At 49.2% G+C, this 24,351-nt stretch carries 25 protein-coding genes and 1 tRNA gene; 6 read left to right on the top strand and 20 right to left on the bottom strand.

Annotated elements, in window-relative coordinates:
- Positions 1-25: 25 nt before the first annotated feature.
- On the top strand, positions 26-1,183 hold the full coding sequence (locus GC178_06695) for a hypothetical protein (GenBank protein ID MBI1287251.1): 1,158 nt from the start codon (positions 26-28) through the stop codon (positions 1,181-1,183).
- 83 nt (positions 1,184-1,266) lie between these two features.
- On the opposite strand, the gene GC178_06690 is transcribed toward GC178_06695, so the two are convergent.
- The 7 genes from GC178_06690 to GC178_06660 form a co-directional block, all read right to left on the bottom strand.
- Complete coding sequence (locus GC178_06690) at positions 1,267-1,914, bottom strand: hypothetical protein (GenBank protein MBI1287250.1); 648 nt, start codon at positions 1,912-1,914, stop codon at positions 1,267-1,269.
- A 28-nt stretch (positions 1,915-1,942) separates the two neighbouring features.
- Positions 1,943-2,950 carry an alpha/beta fold hydrolase gene (locus GC178_06685; protein ID MBI1287249.1) on the bottom strand — a complete coding sequence of 336 codons (1,008 nt, stop codon included), beginning with the start codon at positions 2,948-2,950 and terminating at the stop codon, positions 1,943-1,945.
- Between the two features lie 36 nt (positions 2,951-2,986).
- The gene (locus tag GC178_06680) at positions 2,987-3,376 is read right to left on the bottom strand and encodes a hypothetical protein (GenBank protein MBI1287248.1); all 390 of its coding nucleotides are present in this window, start codon (positions 3,374-3,376) and stop codon (positions 2,987-2,989) included.
- On the bottom strand, positions 3,377-4,996 hold the full coding sequence (locus tag GC178_06675) for a flotillin family protein (GenBank protein ID MBI1287247.1): 1,620 nt from the start codon (positions 4,994-4,996) through the stop codon (positions 3,377-3,379).
- A gap of 9 nt (positions 4,997-5,005) precedes the next feature.
- Entirely contained in the window at positions 5,006-5,602 is a 597-nt protein-coding gene (locus GC178_06670; protein MBI1287246.1) for a hypothetical protein, read from the bottom strand.
- A gap of 66 nt (positions 5,603-5,668) precedes the next feature.
- Positions 5,669-5,998, bottom strand: a complete 330-nt coding sequence (ytxJ, locus tag GC178_06665) for a bacillithiol system redox-active protein YtxJ (protein ID MBI1287245.1) — start codon at positions 5,996-5,998, stop codon at positions 5,669-5,671.
- Positions 5,999-6,147: 149 nt separating this feature from the next.
- Positions 6,148-6,732, bottom strand: coding sequence for a nitroreductase (locus tag GC178_06660; protein ID MBI1287244.1), 585 nt, complete (start codon positions 6,730-6,732; stop codon positions 6,148-6,150).
- A gap of 101 nt (positions 6,733-6,833) precedes the next feature.
- Here GC178_06660 and GC178_06655 point away from each other — a divergent pair, with 101 nt between their 5' ends.
- Positions 6,834-7,244, top strand: coding sequence for a BrxA/BrxB family bacilliredoxin (locus GC178_06655; protein MBI1287243.1), 411 nt, complete (start codon positions 6,834-6,836; stop codon positions 7,242-7,244).
- 73 nt (positions 7,245-7,317) lie between these two features.
- On the opposite strand, the gene GC178_06650 is transcribed toward GC178_06655, so the two are convergent.
- The 5 genes from GC178_06650 to GC178_06630 all read right to left on the bottom strand — a co-directional run bounded on the left by GC178_06650 (position 7,318) and on the right by GC178_06630 (position 10,995).
- Positions 7,318-7,728 carry a polyketide cyclase gene (locus GC178_06650; protein ID MBI1287242.1) on the bottom strand — a complete coding sequence of 137 codons (411 nt, stop codon included), beginning with the start codon at positions 7,726-7,728 and terminating at the stop codon, positions 7,318-7,320.
- Between the two features lie 79 nt (positions 7,729-7,807).
- On the bottom strand, positions 7,808-8,530 hold the full coding sequence (locus GC178_06645) for an Eco47II family restriction endonuclease (GenBank protein MBI1287241.1): 723 nt from the start codon (positions 8,528-8,530) through the stop codon (positions 7,808-7,810).
- A gap of 44 nt (positions 8,531-8,574) precedes the next feature.
- Entirely contained in the window at positions 8,575-9,840 is a 1,266-nt protein-coding gene (dcm, locus tag GC178_06640; protein ID MBI1287240.1) for a DNA (cytosine-5-)-methyltransferase, read from the bottom strand.
- Positions 9,841-9,959: 119 nt separating this feature from the next.
- Positions 9,960-10,262 (bottom strand): Asp-tRNA(Asn)/Glu-tRNA(Gln) amidotransferase subunit GatC, encoded by a 303-nt coding sequence (gene gatC, locus GC178_06635; GenBank protein ID MBI1287239.1) that lies wholly within the window; start codon positions 10,260-10,262, stop codon positions 9,960-9,962.
- Entirely contained in the window at positions 10,246-10,995 is a 750-nt protein-coding gene (locus tag GC178_06630; GenBank protein ID MBI1287238.1) for a hypothetical protein, read from the bottom strand. The genes gatC and GC178_06630 overlap by 17 nt, the downstream gene beginning before the upstream one ends.
- A 129-nt stretch (positions 10,996-11,124) precedes the next feature.
- Between GC178_06630 and trpS the strand changes: the two genes are divergently transcribed.
- Complete coding sequence (trpS, locus tag GC178_06625; protein MBI1287237.1) at positions 11,125-12,096, top strand: tryptophan--tRNA ligase; 972 nt, start codon at positions 11,125-11,127, stop codon at positions 12,094-12,096.
- Here the strand turns inward: trpS and GC178_06620 are convergent.
- Together GC178_06620 and purD are read right to left on the bottom strand one after the other, a co-directional pair.
- Positions 12,074-13,045 (bottom strand): hypothetical protein, encoded by a 972-nt coding sequence (locus GC178_06620; GenBank protein ID MBI1287236.1) that lies wholly within the window; start codon positions 13,043-13,045, stop codon positions 12,074-12,076. The two genes, trpS and GC178_06620, sit on opposite strands and share 23 nt — an antisense overlap.
- Before the next feature lie 243 nt (positions 13,046-13,288).
- A complete protein-coding gene (gene purD / locus GC178_06615; protein MBI1287235.1) occupies positions 13,289-14,560 on the bottom strand; it encodes a phosphoribosylamine--glycine ligase in 1,272 nt (423 codons plus the stop codon).
- A 115-nt stretch (positions 14,561-14,675) separates the two neighbouring features.
- On the opposite strand from purD, the gene GC178_06610 reads away from it, so the two are divergent.
- Positions 14,676-15,455: an enoyl-CoA hydratase gene (locus tag GC178_06610; protein ID MBI1287234.1), complete on the top strand. Its 780-nt coding sequence runs from the start codon at positions 14,676-14,678 to the stop codon at positions 15,453-15,455.
- Between the two features lie 141 nt (positions 15,456-15,596).
- Here the strand turns inward: GC178_06610 and GC178_06605 are convergent, their stop codons facing one another.
- Together GC178_06605 and GC178_06600 are read right to left on the bottom strand one after the other, a co-directional pair.
- A complete protein-coding gene (locus GC178_06605) occupies positions 15,597-16,241 on the bottom strand; it encodes a polysaccharide deacetylase family protein (GenBank protein MBI1287233.1) in 645 nt (214 codons plus the stop codon).
- The gene (locus GC178_06600; GenBank protein ID MBI1287232.1) at positions 16,238-19,267 is read right to left on the bottom strand and encodes a DUF2723 domain-containing protein; all 3,030 of its coding nucleotides are present in this window, start codon (positions 19,265-19,267) and stop codon (positions 16,238-16,240) included. Before GC178_06600 ends, GC178_06605 begins: the two co-directional genes overlap by 4 nt.
- A 112-nt stretch (positions 19,268-19,379) precedes the next feature.
- Here GC178_06600 and GC178_06595 point away from each other — a divergent pair.
- Together GC178_06595 and lepA are read left to right on the top strand one after the other, a co-directional pair.
- Positions 19,380-19,452: transfer RNA gene (locus tag GC178_06595), tRNA-Gln, on the top strand.
- Between the two features lie 78 nt (positions 19,453-19,530).
- Positions 19,531-21,318, top strand: a complete 1,788-nt coding sequence (lepA, locus tag GC178_06590; GenBank protein MBI1287231.1) for an elongation factor 4 — start codon at positions 19,531-19,533, stop codon at positions 21,316-21,318.
- 6 nt (positions 21,319-21,324) lie between these two features.
- Here lepA and GC178_06585 read toward each other — a convergent pair whose 3' ends face one another.
- Genes GC178_06585 through GC178_06570 form a run of 4 tightly spaced genes read right to left on the bottom strand, consistent with a single transcriptional unit; the run spans position 21,325 to position 24,348 of the window.
- Positions 21,325-22,047 (bottom strand): glycosyltransferase, encoded by a 723-nt coding sequence (locus GC178_06585; protein ID MBI1287230.1) that lies wholly within the window; start codon positions 22,045-22,047, stop codon positions 21,325-21,327.
- A complete protein-coding gene (locus GC178_06580; protein MBI1287229.1) occupies positions 22,044-22,982 on the bottom strand; it encodes a glycosyltransferase in 939 nt (312 codons plus the stop codon). Before GC178_06580 ends, GC178_06585 begins: the two co-directional genes overlap by 4 nt.
- Positions 22,983-23,639, bottom strand: coding sequence for a 3-oxoacid CoA-transferase subunit B (locus GC178_06575; GenBank protein ID MBI1287228.1), 657 nt, complete (start codon positions 23,637-23,639; stop codon positions 22,983-22,985).
- Positions 23,640-23,649: 10 nt separating this feature from the next.
- Complete coding sequence (locus GC178_06570; protein MBI1287227.1) at positions 23,650-24,348, bottom strand: 3-oxoacid CoA-transferase subunit A; 699 nt, start codon at positions 24,346-24,348, stop codon at positions 23,650-23,652.
- Positions 24,349-24,351 lie beyond the last annotated feature (3 nt).

Genomic DNA, 24,351 nt, shown 5'->3' with positions numbered 1-24,351 from the left:
AACCGAACGCTTCAAATACTATTCTTTGTTTCGTTTCGTTGTCCAACGCATGCGCTGGACAACTACGCTTGTTTTAATCCTTCTTGTTGGGAAGTTTGGCCTGGCTCAACTCCCAAAGATCGATGATGTGAATGGTGCTGGCCGTAAGGTGGCCTTCCGCCCGTTTTTGGGCAGGGTTGCTTCCTACACTGAGTTCTTAGGGCTGGGAACAGGCGTGACCTTGAACCTTGAGGGTTCTCCGATCATGACCGACATCATGACCTTGAACATTCGTTTCGGTGCTGGAGCTCTCGGTCCCTATACCGCTGGATATATCAAATACAGGGCCTCTCTGATATACGCGCTTTCAGCCGAATTCGGGAGGCGCAGAAACCGATTGACGATTGGTGGTGGCCTATGGAACGTATACTTCTCGCAAACTCAAAACCCATATTGGGAACCTATCCCTGCCTACATGGAATTCAACCTCTTCGGCTCGGTCGGGTATCGGTATCAGGCTCCCACGGGATTCCTGTTCGGGACAAAACTCTACTTGATCGGTGGCCAGTCCGAATATGGGCCAACGATAAGCAAACGGAACAACTATCCCGTTTTCTCTATTTGGCCAAGTGCTTATATCGGGTATCGCATTCCTTCGTGGAAACAGCACAAGGAGTTTGTGGCATACGCAAGGATGGAACGGCCAGAACGAAACGCTTACCGTAAAACCGAGCGGGAACGCTTGCGAAACACGCTTGCCGAAGTTGCTCAGCAGGATACAGGGCTAATTTGGCGAAACAGCGAATTCGGTCTAAGCATTTTCGGCCCTGCTGTGGTAACGGTTCACTACACGCTTTATGTGCCTCTTTCTCCTCGCAAAGTGGCCAACTACTATTTCCGAACAGGCTTGGGAACCGCCATGCCATTGCTTCAAGGCCACTTGGATATGGGAATGGCGTTTCTTTGGAACAACACAGGGTTTCAGGTTGGTGGGGGGCTTGCCGCCTCATTGTTCAATGCAAGTGTGGATCCTTATGTCACGCTGCGCGGGAAAGTGAACCTTGACAAAGGATTTTCGGGTTTTGCTGGAATGAACCTGATATGGAGCTTGGGCCAACCGTTTACGTTCATCAATAAGGTCGGGAAACCTTACATCCTACCAACCGTTGGGGTTTCCTATCGGCTCAGCCGAGCAAGGCGTTAATCCTCCTCAAACGTTCGGTGAATAAACCCGATCACATCATCCAAAGAACCCGTTTAATTGCCGTTGGTGGCAAGGTAGCTCAACTATTCATGTTCATCGGTCCAAAACGCTTGGGTCAGATAAAACACTGTGTCAATAAAATAGAGCATGCCATTCTGAGTAAGAACATTCTCATCGTGCAGATCCTCCAGAATAACGCCAGCGCCAGCATGTAAATAATCGTTGTTTCGCGTATTCTTAAAACCATTCGTTTCCAAGAAACTGCGAACTTCAGAAAGGTCTGTAAGTATCGTACTTATTACAAATCGCTGTTTTACCATGGCATGCAAGACATGGTCTATTTGTGTAAATCCTACCAGCTCATAGGCCGTGTCAGTAAAAAAGTAATTATGCAGCAACAGATTGTGCAGATAGTCGCGCCACGTTTCAAAATAGATGGCATCATTCAGTTTCAGAACATGGTCTTGGTCTTTAAGATAAACCCTCTGTTCTGCGCCCTCGCTCACATAGTTTGAAATATCGATGCTTTCCTGCCAAAGCCCCGATCTGCGAGCAAAAGCACTTATGCGCTCTGCTTCTTCACCTTTGACCTGCTTAAGGCTTTGAGTCGTTGTGCTTGTTGGCGCGCCTGTTCCAAGGTTACTGATAACTGCTTGGATAGTTGCTCCGAACCTAACCTTGCTCTTTCCTGAAATGACAGCTCGTAATTCATCCTTAAGTCTTTGAGACATTTCCGATTACGAAGTTACAGAAATGCTCTCATTCGAATACCCGATGAATAAACCCGATCACCCCATCCATAAAAACCTGCTGGTCGTCCCACAGGGCGAGGTGGCTGCCATTCGGGCAGTAGAGGTATTCCCCGTTCTGAACAAGGGTTGACATCTCCTTCATTTCCTCAGGGTTCATGCTGTCGTACTTGGCTCCGACCATCAACGTGGGAACAGAAATTTCATGCAATCTGTCCCAAACGCTCCAGTCCTTCAGAATACCGCCTGGAACAAACTCGCTTGGGCCTTGCATATAGGTATAAACATCCATGTTGAAGTGCGAGAAGCTGCGCGCAACTGGCTCAGGAAATGGATAAATGCGGCAAATGTGTTTGGCGTAGAATTCCTTCTCCACCAATTCCAAGTAAACAGGGTTTGAGTAATCGCCCGCGTCTTCATACATCTTCAGCGTGTCCACCAAACTCGGGCGGAGTTCTTCGCGGAGTTTGTTGTTGTAAGCCGCGTATTTATGGAAATCGGCCGTCATGTTGCAGATTACCAATCCTTTCAGGTTCTGTTGGTACTTGAGTGCATATTCCATGGCAAGAATACCGCCCCAACTTTGTCCGAGAAGAATAAAGTTGTCCTTGTTCAAACCCAATTTCTGGCGCACCTGCTCTACCTCCTCTACAAACCGTGGTATGTTGTAAAGGCTGGTGTCAGTCGGTTGATCGGAGTAATACGAACCAAGCTGGTCGTATTCAAAAAACTCAATATTCGCCTTCGGGAAAAAGCTCTGGAAGCTCTCCAAGTATTCGTGCGTTCCCGCTGGGCCACCGTGCAGGATCAGCACTTTCATCGGGCTGTTTCCAAAACGCTTCGTCCAAACCTTGTAGCCTTCTTTCAGGTCGATCATCTGAACTCCGCCAGCCTGATAATTGCCAGGGGTTTTGAAATCATTGTATTCGCAAGATGGTGTTTCGGCAACCGCTTCTTCTTGCTTTGGTTGCGAACAGCTTACAAGGCCAAGAACGGCCAACAGGAAAAGGTATCTCATCGGGTTGAATTTCGCCCTAAGATAATTGCCTTCATTTTATGCTTTGACCAGTTCGGTAAGTTCTTGCACCGACAAAGGCGCATCGCTGGTTTGGATGGTGCTGATGACCTCGTCCACCTTGGTGGCGGAAAGATCCAGTTGACGGCCCACGTTGCGGCACCATTCCAACTCGGCATCATCCGCTTTCATGTCGAAATACACGAAACTGCACAGGCGCACAAACACGTCTTCCTTATCAGTAAGCGAACCGAGATTGCGCGCATACATTTCGGGCGAACGACAGATGCGGTCAAATTCACCTGGGTCCACGGAGTTGTTGTGGGCAAACAGTTTGATGAAGAAATCCTCCTTCAGATCGACCGTTCCATCGGCCTTTGCCAGTTGCACCAGCAAGGCCAACATGGTTTTCGTTTCGTCAGCTGTCATTTACTTTTCCTCTTTTTCGTTCTTGTCGGAGTCATCCTTTGGAGCAGATTTCGGTGCTGGTTTTTCTTCCACCCCAGCATCCTGAACTTCCTCATCTCCACCCTCTTTTCCTTTCAGGTATTCAGGCAGATTCAACCCTGCCATTTGGAACATCTCCTGCAAAGGCGGAACGGAACCGTACATTCCAGAGATGAAGTCGGCCGTGTTTGTCTTGCCGTCCTTTCCTTTCGAACCGCTGTCCCAAACCGTCACCTTGTCGATCTTCACATTCTGGATGGCCTCGGCCTGAAGTCTTACAAGCTGTTCCAGTTTGTCCGCGATCATCAGCATGGCTGCATCTTTCGAGTTGTTTCCAGCCGCGCTGACCAATTGTTGGAAACCTTGCGCCTGCTTGCTCAATACCTCGTAAAGACCTTGTGCCTCCGCTTGTTTTCTGAACAGGATCGCATCGGCCTCACCTTTGGCAATTCTTCGGATGCGCTCTGCTTCCGCCTCGGCATCGATCTCGATCTTGGTCTTATCAACCTCCGCGCTTACAACCTGATTGGCAGTTTGCGTGGCGCGCTCTTTCTCGGCACGGGCGCGTTCTGCTTTTTCCTCAGCCGCGTAGGCCTCTTCCAAGGCTCTCGCCTGAGAAACCTTTTCCATCGCCACCGCTTTTTTCACCGCCTCTGCTTCCCGCTGCCTTCTCTCTGAGTCTGAATCGGCAATGGCAATTCTTGATGTGTTTTCTCCCTCAACCGCTCGGGCGTTCGCCTCGGCAACACTCATTCTTTCCTGTTTCTGGGCCTCGGCTTCTCCGATTCTCGCGTTGGCGTTGGCCTCAGCCTCGCCCACTTTTGCTTTCGAATCGGCACTTGCCACCTGAACACGCTCGTTCTGATTCGCTGCCGCTTCCCCGATCTTCGCCTCAGCAATGGCCGCAGCTACTTGCACTCGCTCATCTTTCTGCGCGATCGATTCACCGATAGAACCATCACGGTTTTTCTCGGCAACGGTCTTTCTTGCATCGTTCACCGCTTTAGCGGCCGCTTCTTTTCCAAGTGCTTCGATGTAGCCTGACTCATCCTTGATGTCCGTTACGTTCACGTTGATGAGCTTGAGGCCGATCTTCTGCAATTCCGCCTCCACGTTGCTTGCCACGTTCGAGAGGAACTTGTCGCGGTTGTTGTTTATCTCTTCAATGTCCATGGTGGCAACCACAAGACGCAACTGACCGAAAATGATGTCGATGGCGAGGTTGTGAATATCCTGCTTGGAAAGACCAAGGAGACGCTCGGCCGCATTGACCATGGTGGCTGGTTCTGTAGAAATACCAACGGTAAAGCGTGACGGTACATCCACACGGATGTTCTGACGGCTCAATGCAGATGTGAGATTCACCTCAATGGAAAGCGGTGTCAGATCCAAAAAGGCGTAATCCTGAAAGATCGGCCAAATGAAAGCCGCGCCACCGTGAATACACTTGGCCGAACGGCCGCCTTCGGCATCGCTACCGACCTTACCATAAACCACCAAAATGTGGTCAGAAGGGCAGCGCTTGTATCGCGCCAGCAATGAAACAATAAGCACAAACAGGAACAGAATTCCCGCAACTACTCCGATAATGATATAACTCATAGGTTTAGATTATTGACGTTTTACTAATAGAAGACCGTTGTTGATGACCTGCGAGACCACGACCACCCCTCCTGTCGGGATTTCGGTCTCATCATCAGTAATCGCATTCATCTCCATGTTCCTTCCCTGAATTTCCAAACTCACCTTGCCAATGGCTGCACGTTTGGCAGGAATGACCAAATAAACGGTTCCTGTCTGACCAATGGCGTTTTTCATGTTGATGGTGCCGCTGTCTGTCATTTGGCTCATAAAGTAGAAAATAGTGGCCATGATGGTCATCATTACCAGTCCGCTGGCACTCGAAATGGCCAAGGTCGGGAACAATGAAAGTCCCATGTCCAGGCAGCCGAGACCCGTCCAGCCGAAGAGTGTGAAAAAGCCCAGCAGGTTCTTCAGCGTGAAGAACTGAAATCCCATTCCGTGGTCCATTTCCACTTCCATATCGGTAGAAAGGTCCATCTCCATATCGACATCCGCATCCGCTCCCATGAACGTGATGACCAGTTGAATGAGAAAGAAAATAGATGCAAGAATGGCGATGCCCCAGTAGATCTTTTCTACCGTCATCAGGCCATTCCACCAACTCCCAATATCAAGCAATACCATTTATTTGAGGCTTTCCCCAAATATAGCGTTTGGTGACATTGTGCCGACAAATTGTCGGGAAATTCTTTACCTATCCCACCTCCTCAACTCGCGAAGTGAAATAGCATTGTGCGAACTGTCATGCACGACCACGCCATCTTTCAGCAGAATGGCCTGCGGAGATTCGTGTTGCACGCCCAATTGTGATGCCACCGCATTGGAAACATTGCGATAGGAAAGCAGGTCGAGGTACCACGGTTCCACGTTTTCCAGGTTCCAATCCGAGTCCAATCTGCTTTTGGCCATTATGCTGATGGAACAGCGCGTGCTGTGCTTAAAGATCAGCTGCGGTTTTTCGTGCGATAGCTCTACAATATTCTGAATCTGTTGCTCCTCTGTCAGATTCTTCCATGGCACCTTAGAGGTTGAAACCGTGCCATTTCCTTTAAAAAAGTCTTTCCAACTCAAAACTGATACGAATAATACATGTGAACGAATAAAGTAAGTACGTAGGTAAAGCCCCAAAAACGTTCTCCCCTTGGGGGAGAATGCCGAAGGCAGAGGGGTTATTCAACCCATTCTGTGTAATATTCCTGTGGCTTTCTGCGCGTCTTTCGCGGCCAACCATCTTTCGGGTAACCAAGATAAAGGAATCCGAGGAATTTGTCTTTTTCTCCCAACCCGATCCATTCTTTGGTCTGCGGCAAATAAGTTACCCCGCCAGAAGCCCAAAATGCTCCAATCCCGTGTGCGGCTGCCAACAGTTTCATGTTCTGAACAGCCATCGCAACGGAAGCAATTTCTTCCTCAACGGGATCGCGTTCTGCTTCATCCCGCTTCATTCCGATACCGATAATGGCTGTTGCCATCAGCGGGCGTGCTTTCAACTTTTGATATTTCTCTTCCTCAAACGCATCACCTTTCACCTCTTTGTAAAGTTCAGACTGGAATTCGGAGAGTTTTTTCAACCCATCTCCAACAAATACTTTGAAGAACCACGGTTGCGTGTACCGATGCGTGGGTGCCCACTTAGCGGCATCGAGCAATTCCTTGATTATTTCCTTTTGCACCACACGGGTGGAGTAATTTTCTGGATGGATGGTCCGCCTGTCCTCGATAACGGCTTTGATTTCGCTGAGATTGTAGCGCATACGCATTCGCTTTTGAGCAGAACAAAGTTATTTAGAATGGGTTTAGATAAACGGTAACTTTGGACACCGAAATTTGATTTCTGAACCTAAAAATTTGTGATATGTATCCTCCAGAAATAGTTATACCGATGAAGCAGGACATTACCTCAGCAGGTGTTGAGGAACTGCTTACACCCGAAGACGTTGATAACGCCATCAAGGCTGATGGAACCACGTTGGTTTTTATCAATTCGGTCTGTGGTTGTGCCGCAGGCAATGCCCGCCCAGCCATGAAAATGGCCGTAAAGCACAGCAAAACGCCAGACCGAGTAACTACGGTTTTTGCGGGTTTCGATAAAGATGCGGTGGCGCAGGCACGTCAGTACATGGCGCCTTATCCACCAAGCAGTCCGAGTATTGCGCTTTTCAAAGACGGGAACTTGGTTCATTTCATTGAGCGCCACCACATTGAAGGTCGCCCAGCGGAAATGATCGCGGAGAATTTGACAGCCGCTTTTGATGAGTTCTGTTGATTAGCGATTTACGAAATTGAAAAGGCCGCTTCCAGATGTTGGAAGCGGCCTTTTTTGTTGCTTCAGAACGTGGTCAGGCGTTTGCCTCAACGCACTTCTTGTAATTACCAAGAATGGCAGACCAGCCTTGTTTTTGCATTTCGGCCGAGTTCACATCTTCTGTCTCAAACGACTCGGTAACAATTGTCTGGCCGTTCTGGTGTGCAAACAGAACCTCCACCTTTCGTCCGTCTCCCAATAGCATCTCGATGCGTTCATTTTCGAGAACCTCCACATAATCTCCGCCATAATCAAACCCAAAACTTCCGTCTTTGGCTTCCATTCTCCACGAAAATTTTCCATTTGGTCGAAGGTCATTCACCGCGCTTGGGCAGCACCAATCATCGCTTGCAAAATTCCATTGAACAATAAATTCGGGTTTGGTCCAAACTTCCCACGCCTTGGCAATGGGCGCATCGACCGTGGTTGAAATAGTGATCGTCATATATAGTTATTCAGCATCAGGATTCTTAAGAACATGTGGAGCTTTGAGTAATCGGAATCGGTCCGGTGAGCCCTTCTCATCATCTTGGTTTCTCCAGCACTCCGTACGCAGCGGCAAAAAACTGTTGCACCTCTTCTTTAGAAACGGATAGTTTTCCTTCACTCACTTCGGACACAACAGAAGGTAACACCTCGAAAAGTTCTTTCAATGAGTTGGTGACACCAGTTGCCAGATCATAAAAACTTGCCCCATCAATTTCTCTGATCAATTCATTGGGAGGACACTTCGCTCCTTTACTCTTATCAGAAGGCGTAAACAACTTATTGAACTTGGCCTTCCTGTTTGGAATAATTGTAACGTAGTAAGCAGTATAGCCGCGGAATTTACTTGACTTCCTCATTGTCAGGTCATCGAGCGTGTGGTAAAGACCAGACTTGTCGCTGCCTTTCATGGTATTGTACTTGTTCTTTATCTCGGCAATGATCTTCCGGTTGTGATTTGCAAGATCAACCTCGTTTCCAACTTCCAAGTTCTCCCAACCGTCAACGCTTCCCAATATTCGTTGATGAAATTCCCCAACGTGATTCTGAAGCGTTTTCTGTGCCTGACGCGCGGTTTCACTTTTCTTCCAATCGTCATAATTCAATTCGAATGCGGCAATCTCGAAAAGTGCTGAGAACGGGTCTATGACATTCTTTCCAAACTCCTTTTCAGCTGCTGATTTTGCAGCTTTCGCCTTTTCAAGCAGGTGAGAAACTGCTGCGTTCAGATTCCCGTCAGAGATCCAATTGAGTTTTGCCATTCCGTTCAAGCTGTTTATGAACGGTGAAAGTAAGCAATGTCACATCATCCACTTACAACGGTCTTTTGTGTTCTGGCATCAATGAGCTTGGAAGAATAAGCACTATTCAGAAACCGGACCAATGAAAAACCGAGCTCTTTGGCAAGGTTGCACGGAACGGCATTGCCGATCTGTTTGTACTGTTGTGAAACAGCGCCCGCAAATTTCCAATCATCCGGAAATGTCTGTATCCGCGCGTACTCTCTAACGGTAAATGGCCTGGTTTCATCAGGATGGCATCTTTCCGTTTGCTTCTGCGCTGGACTGCATGTTAGGGTAAGGCTTGGTTCATCCCAACTTATCCTACGTGCCATCCCTGTTTTACCTCCTCCGAGATAAAAGCTCTTCTGCATATACTCCTTTTGGAGGTCAATTGGAAGGTCGCGCCAATAACCTCCTGGAGGAACCAGATCTAAGACCTTCTTCTTGTGTTCGGGGTATTTGGAACCAGCAGATTTCGGCACATCGGTGGCGTAAAGTTCTCCGGCCTTCAGGGCGTCCTTTACGGTGTAGATCTTTTTGTATGGTTTCGGAAAAAGGAAATCGACATCAACGTCCTTTCTGATGCCGATCAAGATCAAACGCTCTCTTTTTTGAGGAACATTATAAAAAATTGCCTTGAGAATTTTCGGCTCCAGAACCCGATACCCGATCTCGTCCAAAATGGAGCGCAGACCTTCAAGCGTTCTACCACCATCATGGTTCAGAAGCCCACGGACATTTTCGCCCATGCAGATCAGTGGCCTGGTCTGCTGTACCACGCGCGCAAATTCGTAGAAGAGCGTTCCGCGAGCGTCTTTCAGCCCCAGCTTTTTCCCAGCGTAGCTGAACGCCTGACACGGAAATCCGCCTGTGACCACATCAACTTTTCCTTCAAATTCGGAGAAATCCATATTGCGGACATCCCCTTCCATCACGTTCCAGTTCGGGCGGTTCCTTCTCAGCGTTTCAGCTGCCCAATGATCGATCTCGTTGAGTCCTACACATTTCAGTCCTGACTGTTCCAGACCGATGGCAAGCCCACCGGCACCTGCAAACAATTCTAAAACCGAATAATCAAGTTTTGCTTTGACCGCGTCCTGTGTTTCAGCCTCATTGAACAGAAACGCCAACTCATCGAAAATGCGCAGCTGATCTTTGTGGTAAACCCGATAGTTGCTCATCGGTTCGCGCACTGCGGTCAACTTTCCGTTGTTGTCCCAACGTCTCAGCGTCTCCTTGCTCTTGCCCAGAAGGTCGGCTACTTCCGAAATGCTATAATACTCTTTCATGGATAACCAAGTTATGCAACCTTAAACATGGTTATCAAAAATAGATGGTTTCTTCAAACGTTCAGCCGTTTGTAAGAAACGTTTTCAACATTATTTCTCTGAACGAAAGCGAATCCGAGCTATTCAGCATCTGGATTCTTTAGAACCTTCGGAACCTTGAAGTAATCTGAATCGGCTTTCGGAGCGTTTTTGAGTGCTTGCTTTTGTGTGATGGTCTGTTTCTTCTCGTCCTTGCGCATCACGTTCAGTTCTTCCGACATGTAAATGAGCGGTTCCACGCCATCGGTATCAAGCTCATTCAGCTTTTCCATGAAGGTGAGGATCTTGTTCAGATCCTTCTTGATGCGCTCTTTTTCCTCGCCTTCAAACTGCAATCGCGCCAAGTGCGCCAGCTCATCAACCGTTTTATCCGTTATATCCATGTCGTTTCAGTTCTTGTCGGATCACATCCTGTGCCTTGTCCCGCAGGCTGTCCACATCTTTCACGGTCATTCCTTTTGTAGGAATCGGACGGTGAATTTTGATGAACGTTCCTCCAGGTCTACCGCCTTCCCACACGTGTGGTTTGGCGGGCAGAATTTTCCAGCCGCCCACAAAAGTAACGGGAACAACGGGAACTTGTGCTTCGATGGCGATCTTGAACGGTGAGTTCTTGAAGGGCAGCATCTTCGGAGGATTATCGGGAATGATCGATTCGGGATAAACGCCAATGGAAATGCCTTTTTTAAGGTCATCGGCCGCGCGCTGATACGAGTTGTAAGAAGCCCGCAGGTTCGTGCGATCGATCAGGATATTCATCTTGTGGAAGAAAATGTTGAAGAACCACCATTTGCCCAATTGTACCTTTCCCATGTAATGGAAATAGATGGGAAATGCGATGTACGATTGCACGATATCCACAAACGAAACATGGTTGGGAACGATGATGTACGGGCCATCTACGAGCGGTTCTTCCACCTCCACGGTGCTCCAAACACCCGTCACGAAACAGATCATGCGTGCCCAGATACGCTTCAGGAACATGGCCTTTTTGAAGTGCTTTTCGTTGTGAACGAAATAGTAGAAGAACGGAAACAACGGCATCAGCGTGAGGAAGCAGCTCACGAAGAACCATCCTCTCCACAGCATTTTGAACGGCCAAAAGATCTTGGACATGCGATAAATGTAGTTATCGGTTAATGAGTTATTGGTTATTCAAAGCAAACCACCAAATAACCAATAACAAGTAACTTAATAACTCTACACCTATTTCTACTTTTGGCAACTGTCTTCAAACGACCGAACATGGCAAGAATACTTACAGGAATTCAGAGTTCGGGGCGGCAGCATTTGGGAAACATTCTCGGTGCCATCCGTCCTGCCATCGAACTTTCGAAAGACCCGAAGAACGAGGCGTATCTGTTCATAGCCGACATGCACTCGCTCACCACCATCAAAGATGCAGCTACCCGAAAAGCAAATGTGCTGGCAACGGCTGCCGCTTGGTTGGCCTGCGGTCTGGACACGGACAAGGTCGTTTTCTACCGCCAGTCTGATATTCCTGAAGTGGCCGAGATGACGTGGTATCTGAGTTGCTTCACACCGTTTCCGATGTTGGCGAATGCGCATTCGTTCAAGGATAAATCTGAGAATCTTTCGGATGTGAACGCGGGACTTTTCATCTATCCTGTGCTGATGGCGTGCGACATTCTGATGTACGATGCCAATATCGTTCCCGTAGGGAAAGACCAAAAGCAGCATCTGGAAATGACGCGCGACATGGCAGGAACGGTCAATCACCAATTGAAGCAGGACATTTTTGTGCTTCCTGATGCCAAGATCAGCGAGGACGTAATGGTAATTCCTGGCACGGATGGCCGCAAAATGAGCAAGTCGTACAACAATTTCATCGATGTTTTCCTGCCCGAAAAACAACTGCGCAAACAGGTGATGGGAATCGTTACCGACAGCACGCCTTTGGAAGACCCCAAGAATCCTGACACATGCAATGCGTTTGCGTTGTATTCGCTCTTGGCTACGCCTGAAAAAATTGAGGAAATGCGCCAGAATTACCTGAAGGGTGGTTACGGCTACGGCCATGCCAAACAGGCGCTTTTCGAACTCATTCTGGAAGAATTCAAAGAGGAGCGCGTCCGTTTTGACGAGCTGATGCAAAACCCCGAACTCATTGAAAAACTGTTGTCTGAAGGAGCCGCGAAAGCGCGTCCTGTTGCTCATAATGTCCTGAACCGCTTCAAAGCGGCCATAGGCTACTGAGAATCGGTGCCGAAAGGATTATCAGGAGCAGCAGGTCGGCCAACCACCAACGCGTGATGCTTTCAAGTGTTCTGGCCATCATTGAACTGAGCGGAAACGCTGCCATGATGATTCCGTTCTGCCAACCGAGACCGAGCAGCAAAACCATCAACACAACCGCAAAAAGCCACCCTGCATTGGTCAATGAGACGTTGCGTTCCGCAACAGTTCCTGTGGTCAGGCTTCCGAAGAGCCCAGAAAGTGAAACCATGGAAGCAACCAGCAACGCAATGTGTCCGGAATTGGCCTTGCCGAACGTAAGCGAGCCCAACCAAGCGGATTGAACCACGCGTTGAAACGCCAGAAAAGGCGATTCGTACCAAATGGTGACCATCATAATGAATACCGCCACCATGGCAATGCCCAGGAAAAGCACGGCCCATTCGCGCCAATTTCCCGTTCGAAGAATGACCAACGCGAAACCGACCGCCAACAACGACAAGACAGATTGACCTACGAAAATGCAAGCTACGCCCAAGAACAGACCGACATGGAATACTTCGGAAAGCACCGATTCCTGTTTGTAGGTATACATCAGCAAAAGAAACAGGCCGAGGATCAGAATGAGCGCAACCAGCACATCGGGCCGTGTAAGTGCCATCTTCGGCTGCGCCATGATGATGCTGACGAACGACACCATGAGCAGGTTCCTGTCTCCAAGAACGGGTTTCGTTTCGCGCGTGCGCAAACGCGAAAGAATGGCCGCAAGCGCGATCAGCAACAGGCCGAGCCAAGGCAGGAACGCAACATTTTCATGCAGCCAAGCAAAAGCCCAATGCGAATAGAGCAGGTCGTTGGTAAGTGCATTTTGATCTAAGAGAATGTATGGGACAACCAATAGCGCTGCCGAAAACAGGTATCCGAGCAAAAAGCCCAAAATGGTATTTGACCGAAGGATGGATGTGAGCATGTCCCGTTTACTTACGCGGTTTCAAATATTGGATATATTTGCCGCATCAATACAGCACGCATGAACCTGCAAGATATTCTTTATCCGATTCGCGACCTGTTTCTGTGGTCGTTTGATATTCTGAAAGCTGGTGGAAACAACTTCAACTACCTGCTCATCGTCATTTTTGCCCTTGCGCTGGTTTACTGGACCGTAAAGTTGGTTGGTTTCCAGAGCGAAGAGGTTCCGAACCGCTAATTCGCCTTACAGGTCGAATCCGATATCCGAGCGGAAATATTTCCCTTCGTATTTTACTACATGCGCGTTGGCGTAAGACTGCTCCAGCGCCTCTGTCATATTTTCTCCGTAGGATGTAATTGCAAGCACGCGACCGCCATTGGTCAGCACATCTCCGTTCTCGTCCTTGGTTCCTGCATGAAAGACCACGCTGTCCTTCACTTTTTCCAAGCCACCGATCTTCAATCCTTTCTGGTACGAACCAGGATATCCATCTGAAACCAGCATGACCGTGCAGGCCGTTCTCGGATCCACCAGAAGCTGCACACGGTCCAAGCTTTGGTCTGCTACTGCTTCAAAGAGATCGATAAGGTCGGTTTGGATGCGCGGAATGACCACTTCGGTCTCTGGGTCGCCCATTCTCACGTTGTACTCGATCACAAACGGCTCGCCTCCCACATTCATCAACCCGATGAAAATGAAACCGCGATAGTCGATGTTGTCTTTCGCCAATCCTTGCACCGTGGGTTTTACAATCCGTTCTTCGACCTTGTTCATGAACTCCTGATCGGCAAATGGAACGGGCGAAACCGCGCCCATGCCGCCCGTGTTCAATCCTGTATCTCCTTCGCCAATGCGTTTGTAATCCTTTGCAGATGGAAGAATCTTGTAATTCTTTCCGTCTGTCAGCACAAAAACAGACAGCTCAATGCCTTTCAGGAATTCCTCAATGACCACTTTGTCTGATGCAGAGCCGAATTTGTGCTCCACCAACATGGAGGTCAGCTCAATCCGTGCCTCGACCAATTCATCACAGATCAGCACGCCTTTGCCCGCTGCCAAACCATCGGCCTTGAGAACATACGGTGCATTGAGTGTTTCCAGAAAGCGAAAACCGTCTTCCAACCGATCTGAGGTAAATGAATCATAGCGCGCGGTTGGAATACCGTGTCGCACCATGAATTCCTTGGAGAAATCCTTGCTGCCTTCGAGCATCGCACCCGCCTTGGTAGGGCCAATAACAGGAATGTACTTGAGAGATGGTTCGTTCTGGAAATAATCCACAATGCCGCTTACCAACGGTGCTTCTGGACCGACAACCACCATCAGAATGCCGTTGCCTCGCACAAAATCGCGCACCGCTTCGAAATTGAGCGGGTCGATGTCAACGTTGGTGCCTACGTTCTTGGTCCCTGCGTTGCCTGGAGCAATGTAAAGTTTCGAGATCCGCTTGCTTTGGCTGAGCTTCCATGCCAATGCGTGCTCGCGTCCTCCCGACCCGATCAATAATACGTTCATCTGTGCTTCTGAATTTGGTGGGGCAAAGGTCTCATTTTCGTTGGGATTTCACACCCGAATAAACGTGGTCGGCAAGGCTGTTTTCATACTTTTGAGGCTCAACAAACGAACAGAAATGGCTTACGAGAACATCCTTACATCGCTGGAGAACGGCATCTTCACCATTACCATCAATCAACCGAAAAAACTGAATGCGCTGAGCCAAGGCGTGCTGAGCGACCTCCGGGCTGCAGTGAAAGAGGTCTACGGGAACTCGGAGATCACGGGAGCGATCATTACGGGTGCGGGAGATAAGGCGTTTGTTGCAGGCGCAGACATCACGGAGTTTCAAGGGTTGAATGCCGAACAGGGACGAAAATTGGCCACCAATGGACAGGAGATTTTCAACGCCATTGAGAACGCCCCGAAGCCGTTTATTGCCGCTGTCAACGGTTTTGCATTGGGTGGTGGTTGCGAGTTGGCCATGGCTTGCCACATACGTGTGGCAAACGAAAGTGCCCGTTTCGGTCAGCCGGAAGTGAATTTGGGACTGATACCAGGCTATGGCGGCACGCAGCGGCTGATCCAACTCATCGGAAAGGGCAAGGCAATGGAACTGCTGATGACAGCCGATATGATCAAAGCCGATGAAGCCCTACGTTTGGGTTTGGTGAATCATGTTGTTGCTTCGGAGGAACTTCTTACGAAAAGTGCTGAGATTCTTCAGAAGATCGCCACCAAGGCACCTGTTGCCATTGCGAAAGTGATCGCCTGTGGCAATGCCTATTTTACGGATGGCGTGAATGGCCTTGAATACGAAATTGACCGATTTGGCGAATGCTGCGAAACCGAAGATTTCGTAGAAGGTGCTTCTGCGTTCGTAGAGAAAAGAAAGGCGGAGTTCAAGGGTCGCTGATCAGCGGGAGAAATAAACGATAATGTTCAGGATAACGAGGATGATCGCCAACACGATCATAATGTTGTTCCTGATTTTCTCCCGTCTCTTATGCTTATGCCAGCTGTCCACTTGATTTTCGAGGTGCTAAACTAATGAATATTAGGGTTCTGAGATCGGTGAAAGTGTGCCGAAACAAAATCCTTTCTGCTTCAATTCCACGATGATTTCATTCATCGATCCAAAAAGGTTCTTCATCGCTTTTTTACTGTCGTGCATCACAATAATACTCCCGTTGCGCACATTTTTCAACACATTGTTCAAAACTGTCCGTTCATCGATCTTTTGATCGAAGTCTCCTGAGATAACATCCCAGAACACGATCTGCTCAGTTTCCCTCAATCTCCTATACTGCGAGAGCGTCAATTTCCCATACGCGGGTCGGAACAGTTTTGAATCCAAGACCTGCTTTCCCTTCTCCACATCCGAAACGTATTCATCCAAGTTGGTGTTCCAACCGTTCAAATGATCCATTCCGTGGTTGCCAATGGCATGACCGAGTGTTTTTATCTCCGCGACCAATTCTGGATGCTGCTTCGCGTTCTTACCAAGAAGAAAGAACGTGGCCTCCACATCATGCTTTTTCAGAACGTCAAGCACAAATCTCGTTGCCTCTGGATGTGGGCCATCATCAAACGTGAGATAGACCTTTTTCTCGTTCTCGCTCATCCGAAAGAGCGCCTCGCTGAAAAGCCAACGATAAACCTTCGGTGGGCGGATGAGATACGCGCTGCGAGGCACGATCACTTCCTTGACAATGGCGAGTTGGCGTACTTCGCCTCGATCTCGTCAAATCGGTTCTCAATCTCACTTAAGAACTCGTCCTGCTTGTGTACGCGCGCCAAAATCAATAGCTTCTGAAGCACCGACATGGCGATCTCTGGTTCGTTGCCCAACCGCGTAACCTGCGCGCGCGAAAGTCGTGTGTAATACTCGATGTCCTGCGCATACACTTCCATCAGCTCTCTGGCAATTTTGTTTCCTGTTTCAAACTCACCCAGTTTGTAGTAGCCTTCCACAATTCCAGCAGCTGAGAAATTGAGCAGAATGGATTCGTGAGGAATGGCCTCCATGCAACGATCCAGTGCTTTTTTGGCCTCTTCCTTCTTTCCTTCCGCGATGAGCGCATTGGCCAACCGCGCATACATGCTTCGGTAGTTGAGGCTCATGCGCTCGGTTTCTGTTCCGTGATAAACATCAGGTCGGTCCATGTTTCCCCACTCAAACTTGTTCACCATGTTGTCATACATGGCAACGGTGTTCACCTCGCCCGTCTGTCCATCTTTGCTTTCTTGACGGATGGGAACCAAGCGATACGCCAGTCCTTCGATCTGGAAGTAATCCTCCAAACCAAGGTAGTTGTCGCTGCCCACGGTTACCGCAAAGTAGATCGGGCGTTCCCAGTTGGTCTGGGCGATGATATCAAGTACCATCAAGTGGTTTTTGGTGATGGAAGAACCTTTGATCTTCCACTTCATTTCCTTCACAATACGGTCTGCCTGATCGGGACGAACGGTTCCTGTTTTCAGAACCTGAAGTGAATCGATGGTCACTTTCAGATTGGCGGTTGGCATGTAATTGAAGTCGCCCACACGGGTTGGCAGCATATATTGTGGGTCATCTTGCGCCACAAAGTTGAGTACTTCCTTCAACTCAACGTGACCAGGGATTTTTCTGTCGTAGATCGGAATCTGAAGCCGTTTCTCGCCCAAAAGTTGATCCTTGCTGAACGACAGCGGCAACGGGGCTGCATCGTAGGCTGCTCTACGCAACTGATCGATGTACCAGTTGGTGTTGAAGAGACTCAGGTTCACCACACGGACATCGGTACGCACGCCTTCCACTTCCTGTGCATACCAAAGCGGGAATGTGTCGTTATCGCCATTCGTGAAAAGAATGGCGTTCGGTGCGCAGGTTTCAAGATAATCGACCGCAATATCGCGTGCCGCGTATCGGTTTGAACGATCATGGTCGTCCCAACCATCTTTGGCCATCACCGCAGGGGCCGAAAGCGAAAGGATACTGGCAACACCGCCCGCAACCACGCTTGGTGTCTTGTCTTTCAATGCATCATAGATCGCGGCTACGCCAAGGCCGATCCACATGGCAAAGGCATAGAACGAACCCACGTAGGCGTAGTCCCGCTCGCGCGGCTGATACGGATATTGGTTCAGGTAGATGACAATGGCCAGACCTGTCATCAGGAACATGAGCCCGACAAGCCATGTTCCCTCCTTATCTCGATAATACTGGAAGACGAAACCGATCAGACCAAGGATAAGTGGCAACAGATAAAACTTGTTGTGAGCCTTGTTCGAGGTCATCGAAATCGGTAGGTCGTCCTGTGGCCCAAGGCGCATTTCATCAATAAAAGGAATGCCACAGATCCAGTTTCCCTTGTTGATCTCTCCGTGTCCCTGAATGTCATTTTGACGTCCAGCGAAGTTCCACATGAAATACCTCAGATACATGTGGCCGATCTGGTATTTGAACAGGAACTCCATGTTCTGACCGAAGGTCGGTTTCACATTTCCGCCTTTGGCGCCTGTCCAACTCTTGTATTCTTCAATATGATGCGGCTGATTGCTGTACATGCGTGGGAACAGTCCGCTCATTTTCGGGTCGTATTCGGCCTCCGATTTGCGCCCGATAACCTCATAGCTCTTTTCTCCTTTGTGGTAGATCTTCGCGCCATCTTTCTTGCCGATATAATCAGCATTGAAATACTGACCGTAGAACAATGGACGGTCTCCGTACTGCTCGCGGTTCAGGTACGATTGCAGGGCAAAAACGTTGTCCGGGTTGCTTTCATCCATCGGTGGATTGGCAATGGAACGGACCACCGTCAGCGTGTAGGCCGAATATCCGATCAAAAGCATCAGCAGGCTGAGCATGGCCGTGTTGGCCGTGATCATTCCTTTCTTTTTGGTGTAGTATAGACCGAAAGCAACCGCAGCTGCCAGCACCGCCAAATAAACCAAGAAGCCAGAATTGAACGGCATGCCCATGCTGTTCACAAAGATCAGTTCGAACCAAGAGGCCAATTTCACCACGTAAGGGATGATTCCGTACTGAACGAAAACGAGAATGGCCAGCGAGACGATTCCAGCCACGATAAAACCCGTAGTAGAAGGTTTGAACTTCTTGAAATAATACACGAATGTGATGGCGGGAATGGCCAACAAGTTCAGCAAGTGAACACCGATGGACATCCCGAAAAGCAACGCGATAAGCACGATGTAACGGTCGGCATGCGGCTCATCGGCCACCGTCTCCCACTTCAAAATGACCCAGAACACCAATGCGGTGAACATGCTGGAGAGTGCGTAAACCTCGCCTTCCACAGCCGAGAACCAGAACGAATCGGAGAATGTGAACGCCAATGCACCCACAGCACCACTTCCCATCACGGCCAATATCTTACCGAGGTCATTCTCGTCTCCATCTTTCCCCATCACCAATTTCTTGGCAAAATGCGTGATGGACCAGAACAGGAACAGAATAGTGAACGCACTTGCCATGGCCGACATGGTATTGACCCACTTGGCCACTTGCGTCACATCATCACCCGCAAAAATGGCGAAGAACCGCGCGATCATCTGGAACATCGGAGCACCAGGTTCGTGACCCACCATGAGTTTGTAAGAGGCGGAGATATACTCGCCACAATCCCACCAGCTGGCGGTTGGTTCTATGGTTGAAACATAAACGAACGAGGCGATGAAGAACACCAACCATCCCGTAATGTTATTCGCTGATTTGTACTTGCTCATAGGGCTTTTTTATGCGGTGTCGAATTTAGGAATATATCGTGCACAAGACCGTGAAAGTCGTTCTAAAGTTGTTTGTGCCGATGTTAAACTTTCTTATTTTTGCCGCCCGTTTTGGCCCATGGTGTAACTGGCAACACGTCTGATTTTGGTTCAGAAGAGTCTAGGTTCGAGCCCTAGTGGGCCAACAAACAAAAACGGAAGCACTTCAATTGAGGTGCTTTTTTTATGCTCAACAGATTGGTTGCCACTTACCTTTGCACACCATGAAAAACATCCGCAACTTCTGCATCATTGCCCACATCGACCACGGTAAAAGCACCTTGGCCGACCGTCTTTTGGACGTGACCCAGACCATTACTGACCGCGAGAAGCAGGATCAGTTGTTGGATGACATGGACCTGGAGCGCGAGCGCGGCATCACCATCAAGAGCCACGCCATTCAGATGAATTACCACCTCAACGGTGAGGATTACATTTTGAACCTGATCGACACTCCAGGACACGTGGACTTCTCTTATGAGGTTTCGCGCGCCATTGCTGCCTGCGAAGGCGCACTGCTTATCGTTGATGCCGCACAGGGAATTCAAGCGCAGACCATTTCCAACCTTTATTTGGCGTTGGAGCACGATCTGGAAATCATTCCAGTACTCAACAAGATCGATCTTGACAGCGCCAACCCAGAGGAGGTGAAAGACCAGATCGTTGACCTGATCGGTTGCGATAGGGACACCATTCTTGCCGCAAGCGGGAAAACGGGTCTCGGAGTTCCGGAAATTCTGGAGGCCATTGTGGAACGTGTTCCAGCACCCGTTGGTGACCCAGAAGCACCGTTACAGGCGTTGATCTTCGATTCCGTTTTCAACCCGTTCCGGGGCATCATCGCCTACTTTAAAGTGGTGAACGGCACGTTGCGCAAAGGCGAACGCGTCAAGTTTGTGGCCACAAAAAAGGAATATGAGGCTGATGAGATCGGCATCTTGAAACTCAAGCCGCAGCCGCTTAACCAGATCAGCACCGGAAATGTAGGCTATATCATTTCTGGCATCAAAACCGCCCGTGAAGTAAAAGTGGGCGATACGATCACTTCGGTTGAACGACCATGCGCAGAGGCCATTCAGGGCTTTGAGAACGTGAAACCAATGGTTTTCGCAGGCATCTATCCGGTTGATACTGAAGACTACGAAGAACTGCGCGCAAGCATGGAAAAACTTCAGTTGAACGATGCTTCGCTGACATACGAACCTGAAAGCTCTGCGGCCCTTGGGTTCGGTTTCCGTTGTGGTTTCTTAGGCATGCTCCACATGGAGATCATCCAAGAGAGGTTGGAACGCGAGTTCGACATGACGGTGATCACCACCGTTCCGAACGTGTCCTACATCGCCTACACCAAAAAAGGTGAGAAAATCATTGTAAACAACCCTTCCGACCTTCCCGAACCGAACTATCTCGAAAAGGTGGAGGAGCCTTACATCGCGGCACAGATCATCACCAAGTCCGAATATGTTGGCGTGATCATGACGCTGTGCATCGAGAAACGTGGTGTGCTCAAGAATCAGATCTACCTCACAAGCGATCGCGTGGAACTCCAGTTTGAACTTCCTTTGGGCGAGATCGTGTTCGATTTCTACGACAAACTGAAGTCCATTTCGCGTGGTTACGCCTCGTTCGACTATCAGCCACTCGACTATAAGGCAAGCCGACTGGTGAAACTGGATATTCTTCTGAATGGAGATCAGGTGGACGCCCTTTCTGCGCTCATTCACATGGATAATGCGCACACATTGGGCAAAAAGATATGTGCCAAGTTGCGCGAACTGATTCCACGCCAGCAGTTTGACATCGCCATTCAGGCGGCCATCGGTGCCAAGATCATCTCACGGGAAACTGTGAAGGCGGTGCGAAAAGACGTTACGGCCAAGTGCTACGGTGGCGACATCTCGCGTAAGCGTAAACTCCTTGAAAAGCAGAAGAAGGGAAAGAAGCGTATGCGACAGGTAGGAAACGTGGAGGTTCCTCAGTCAGCGTTCATGGCTGTTCTGAAGTTGGATTGACGGATTCTACTTACTGAAGATATTGTACTTCAGGATACAGTAGATGGCACGAAAGCCGTCTTTCGCCCCGATCTTCTTTCCGTCCTCATACGTTCGTCCATAATAAGATATTCCCACTTCGTATATCCTGATCTTAGGAATGCGCGAAATCTTAGCGGTCACCTCCGGCTCGAATCCGAACCGGTTTTCCTTCAATTTCAGCCCTTGCACCATTTTGGTGTCAAACAGTTTGTAGCAGGTTTCCATATCCGTAAGGTTCAGATTGGTGAACATGTTGGATAGAAATGTGAGGAATTGGTTTCCGATAGTGTGCCAGAAGAACAACACCCTGTGCGGATTTCCGCCCATGAAGCGTGAGCCATAAACCACGTCTGCGTTGCCTTCTACAACCGGTTTTAGCAGATCATTATACTCGCGTGGGTCGTATTCCAGGTCGGCATCCTGAATCAACAGATATTCACCCGTTGCCAGTTCTATTCCTTTATGCAGCGCAGCTCCCTTGCCCATATTTTTGGGTTGCGAGAACAATTGGATATCCATTTCCGGATTCTCAACTTTGTACTGTTCCAGCACCTCCATTGTGTTGTCCTTGGAACAATCGTTCACAATGATCAACTCTTTCTGAATGTCGTTGACGAGCTGTACGTCCTTGATCCGGTTCAGGATCAGGTGTATGGTTTTCGCCTCGTTGTAGGCAGGAATGACAATGGAAAGTTTCTTGAAATTCACTTCTCGGAGCTTTGCTGGCTTTTCTCCCTGATAAGGTAAAGCGGTCGTTGTTTGACGTTAGTACTGATTCTTCCGATGTACTCTCCAATTATTCCTATTGCCACCAACTGGATTCCCCCTATGAACAGCACGCTCAACATGAGAGACGTCCACCCCGGTTCATACACCTTCCAAACGAATCGCGAATATAACGCAAACAACATCAGCAGAAAGGAAATGAACGCCATCACGAATCCGGAAACCGTTGCCACTTTCAGCGGAAAGTTGGAAAATGAGGTGATGCCGTCCAACGCCAAACGCAGCATTTTTCGCCACGTATAGTTGCTCTTTCCGGCAACACGTTCGTCCCGTTCGTATTCTACATACGTTTGGCTGAAGCCGATCCATGCGATCTGTCCTCTCAGGAACTTCTCCCGTTCTGGCATTTCATTCAAAATATTCACAACCCTTCGGGTGATGACCCTGAAATCGCCCGTGTCAACCGGTATTTCCACGCTGGTAATGCTCCGGAGCAACCGGTAAAAGAGTTTCGCTGTGAGTTTCTTCATGAAGGTTTCACCTTTCCTCACCAGCCTACGAGCGTATACGACATCATTTCCCTCGTTGATCTTGGCGATCATCTCTGGGATCAGCTCTGGCGGATCCTGTAGGTCTGCATCGATGATCACCACCAGATCGCCTTTGCAATGATCGAGACCGGCCGTAACAGCTACCTGATGACCGAAATTTCGGCTCAGGTCGATATAACTTACGGTCGAATCCGTTTTCGAAAGCCCCTTGACCACCTCCAATGTGCGGTCGGTGCTTCCATCGTTCACAAAAAGAAATTCGGTGCTTGGCTCGCTCAAGGCTTCGCACACCTTTTTCAAACGTTCGTACAGCGGAAGAACGTTCGCTTCCTCGTTGAAAACAGGTATGATGACCGACAGCGACACTTACAGCTTCATCTCAGGGATTTCGCCTTCTACCACCAATCTTCCTTCGGTTGCATTCACAATCTCCTCCACCGAAACTCCGGGCGCACACTCAATGAGTTTGAAGCCTTCTGGAGTTACATCCAGAACAGCCAAGTTGGTTACCACGCGTTTCACACAGCCAACGCCTGTGATCGGAAGCGTACATTTTTTCAACAGCTTCGATTCGCCCGCCTTGTTCGTATGCATCATGGCCACGATGATGTTCTCTGCCGAAGCGACAAGATCCATCGCTCCGCCCATTCCCTTCACCATTCTGCCAGGAATTTTCCAGTTGGCGATGTCGCCATTGTCAGCCACCTCCATGGCCCCCAGAACCGTTAGCTGCACGTGTTGGCCACGGATCATGGCAAAACTGGTGGCCGAATCAAAGAACACGGCTCCCGGACGGGCTGTAATGGTCTGTTTTCCCGCGTTGATCAGGTCTGCGTCCACCTCATCTTCGTAGGGAAAAGGTCCCATTCCGAGAATTCCGTTCTCTGATTGGAATTCCACTTCTATCCCTTCGGGAATGTAATTGGCCACCAAGGTCGGAATCCCGATTCCGAGGTTCACGTAATATCCGTCCCGCAGCTCCTGTGCAATTCGTTTTGCTATGCCATTCTTATCAATTGCCATCTCTTTCTGCTTATGGTCGTTGTCTTACCGTTCGCTGCTCAATCCGCTTTTCGAACTTCTCTCCTTGGAAAATTCGGTTGACGAAAATCCCTGGCGTGTGAATGAAATTCGGGTCGAGTTCTCCCGGCTCAACCAGTTCTTCCACTTCCGCCACCGTGATCTTTCCAGCCATGGCCATCATCGGGTTGAAGTTCCGTGCCGTTCCCTTGAAAATGAGGTTCCCGAAATGGTCTCCTTTCCACGCTTTGACAATGGCGAAATCTGCAGTTAGCGCGCTTTCCAGAATGTGTGGCTTTCCGTTGAAAACGCGAACTTCTTTTCCTTCTGCCACTTCGGTTCCGTAACCTGCGGGTGTAAAGAATGCTGGAATTCCAGCTCCTCCCGCGCGGCATCGCTCAGCCAACGAGCCTTGCGGGATAAGGTCCACTTCCAGTTCTCCGCTCAGCATCAGTTTTTCGAACAGGTCGTTCTCACCGACATAAGAAGAGATCATCTTCTTGATCTGTCGTTTTTGAAGCAGCAGCCCCAATCCAAAATCATCCACTCCTGCATTGTTTGAAATGCACGTGAGGCCGGAAACGCCCATTTTCACCAGTTCGGCAATGCTGTTCTCTGGAATGCCGCACAGCCCGAAGCCGCCCAGCATCAGGGTCATTCCGTTCTCAATTCCTTTCAGAGCCTCTTGCGGCCCAGCTACAACTTTATTCATATT

This window comes from Flavobacteriales bacterium, from assembly GCA_016124845.1.
Taxonomy (GTDB): Bacteria; Bacteroidota; Bacteroidia; order UBA10329; family UBA10329; genus UBA10329.
The sequence above is the reverse complement of the archived record's forward strand: the minus strand, read 5'-3'. Positions and strand labels throughout refer to the sequence as shown.

What these genes read in the sequence shown, in the direction of transcription:
- GC178_06690 (MBI1287250.1), bottom strand. Translation starts at nt 1,914, where the DNA reads ATGTCTCAAAGACTTAAGGATGAATTACGAGCTGTCATTTCAGGAAAG.
- GC178_06685 (MBI1287249.1), bottom strand. Translation starts at nt 2,950, where the DNA reads ATGAGATACCTTTTCCTGTTGGCCGTTCTTGGCCTTGTAAGCTGTTCG.
- GC178_06680 (MBI1287248.1), bottom strand. Translation starts at nt 3,376, where the DNA reads ATGACAGCTGACGAAACGAAAACCATGTTGGCCTTGCTGGTGCAACTG.
- GC178_06675 (MBI1287247.1), bottom strand. Translation starts at nt 4,996, where the DNA reads ATGAGTTATATCATTATCGGAGTAGTTGCGGGAATTCTGTTCCTGTTT.
- GC178_06670 (MBI1287246.1), bottom strand. Translation starts at nt 5,602, where the DNA reads ATGGTATTGCTTGATATTGGGAGTTGGTGGAATGGCCTGATGACGGTA.
- GC178_06660 (MBI1287244.1), bottom strand. Translation starts at nt 6,732, where the DNA reads ATGCGCTACAATCTCAGCGAAATCAAAGCCGTTATCGAGGACAGGCGG.
- GC178_06655 (MBI1287243.1), top strand. Translation starts at nt 6,834, where the DNA reads ATGTATCCTCCAGAAATAGTTATACCGATGAAGCAGGACATTACCTCA.
- GC178_06650 (MBI1287242.1), bottom strand. Translation starts at nt 7,728, where the DNA reads ATGACGATCACTATTTCAACCACGGTCGATGCGCCCATTGCCAAGGCG.
- GC178_06645 (MBI1287241.1), bottom strand. Translation starts at nt 8,530, where the DNA reads ATGGCAAAACTCAATTGGATCTCTGACGGGAATCTGAACGCAGCAGTT.
- dcm (MBI1287240.1), bottom strand. Translation starts at nt 9,840, where the DNA reads ATGAAAGAGTATTATAGCATTTCGGAAGTAGCCGACCTTCTGGGCAAG.
- gatC (MBI1287239.1), bottom strand. Translation starts at nt 10,262, where the DNA reads ATGGATATAACGGATAAAACGGTTGATGAGCTGGCGCACTTGGCGCGA.
- GC178_06630 (MBI1287238.1), bottom strand. Translation starts at nt 10,995, where the DNA reads ATGTCCAAGATCTTTTGGCCGTTCAAAATGCTGTGGAGAGGATGGTTC.
- trpS (MBI1287237.1), top strand. Translation starts at nt 11,125, where the DNA reads ATGGCAAGAATACTTACAGGAATTCAGAGTTCGGGGCGGCAGCATTTG.
- GC178_06620 (MBI1287236.1), bottom strand. Translation starts at nt 13,045, where the DNA reads ATGCTCACATCCATCCTTCGGTCAAATACCATTTTGGGCTTTTTGCTC.
- purD (MBI1287235.1), bottom strand. Translation starts at nt 14,560, where the DNA reads ATGAACGTATTATTGATCGGGTCGGGAGGACGCGAGCACGCATTGGCA.
- GC178_06610 (MBI1287234.1), top strand. Translation starts at nt 14,676, where the DNA reads ATGGCTTACGAGAACATCCTTACATCGCTGGAGAACGGCATCTTCACC.
- GC178_06600 (MBI1287232.1), bottom strand. Translation starts at nt 19,267, where the DNA reads ATGAGCAAGTACAAATCAGCGAATAACATTACGGGATGGTTGGTGTTC.
- lepA (MBI1287231.1), top strand. Translation starts at nt 19,531, where the DNA reads ATGAAAAACATCCGCAACTTCTGCATCATTGCCCACATCGACCACGGT.
- GC178_06575 (MBI1287228.1), bottom strand. Translation starts at nt 23,639, where the DNA reads ATGGCAATTGATAAGAATGGCATAGCAAAACGAATTGCACAGGAGCTG.
- GC178_06570 (MBI1287227.1), bottom strand. Translation starts at nt 24,348, where the DNA reads ATGAATAAAGTTGTAGCTGGGCCGCAAGAGGCTCTGAAAGGAATTGAG.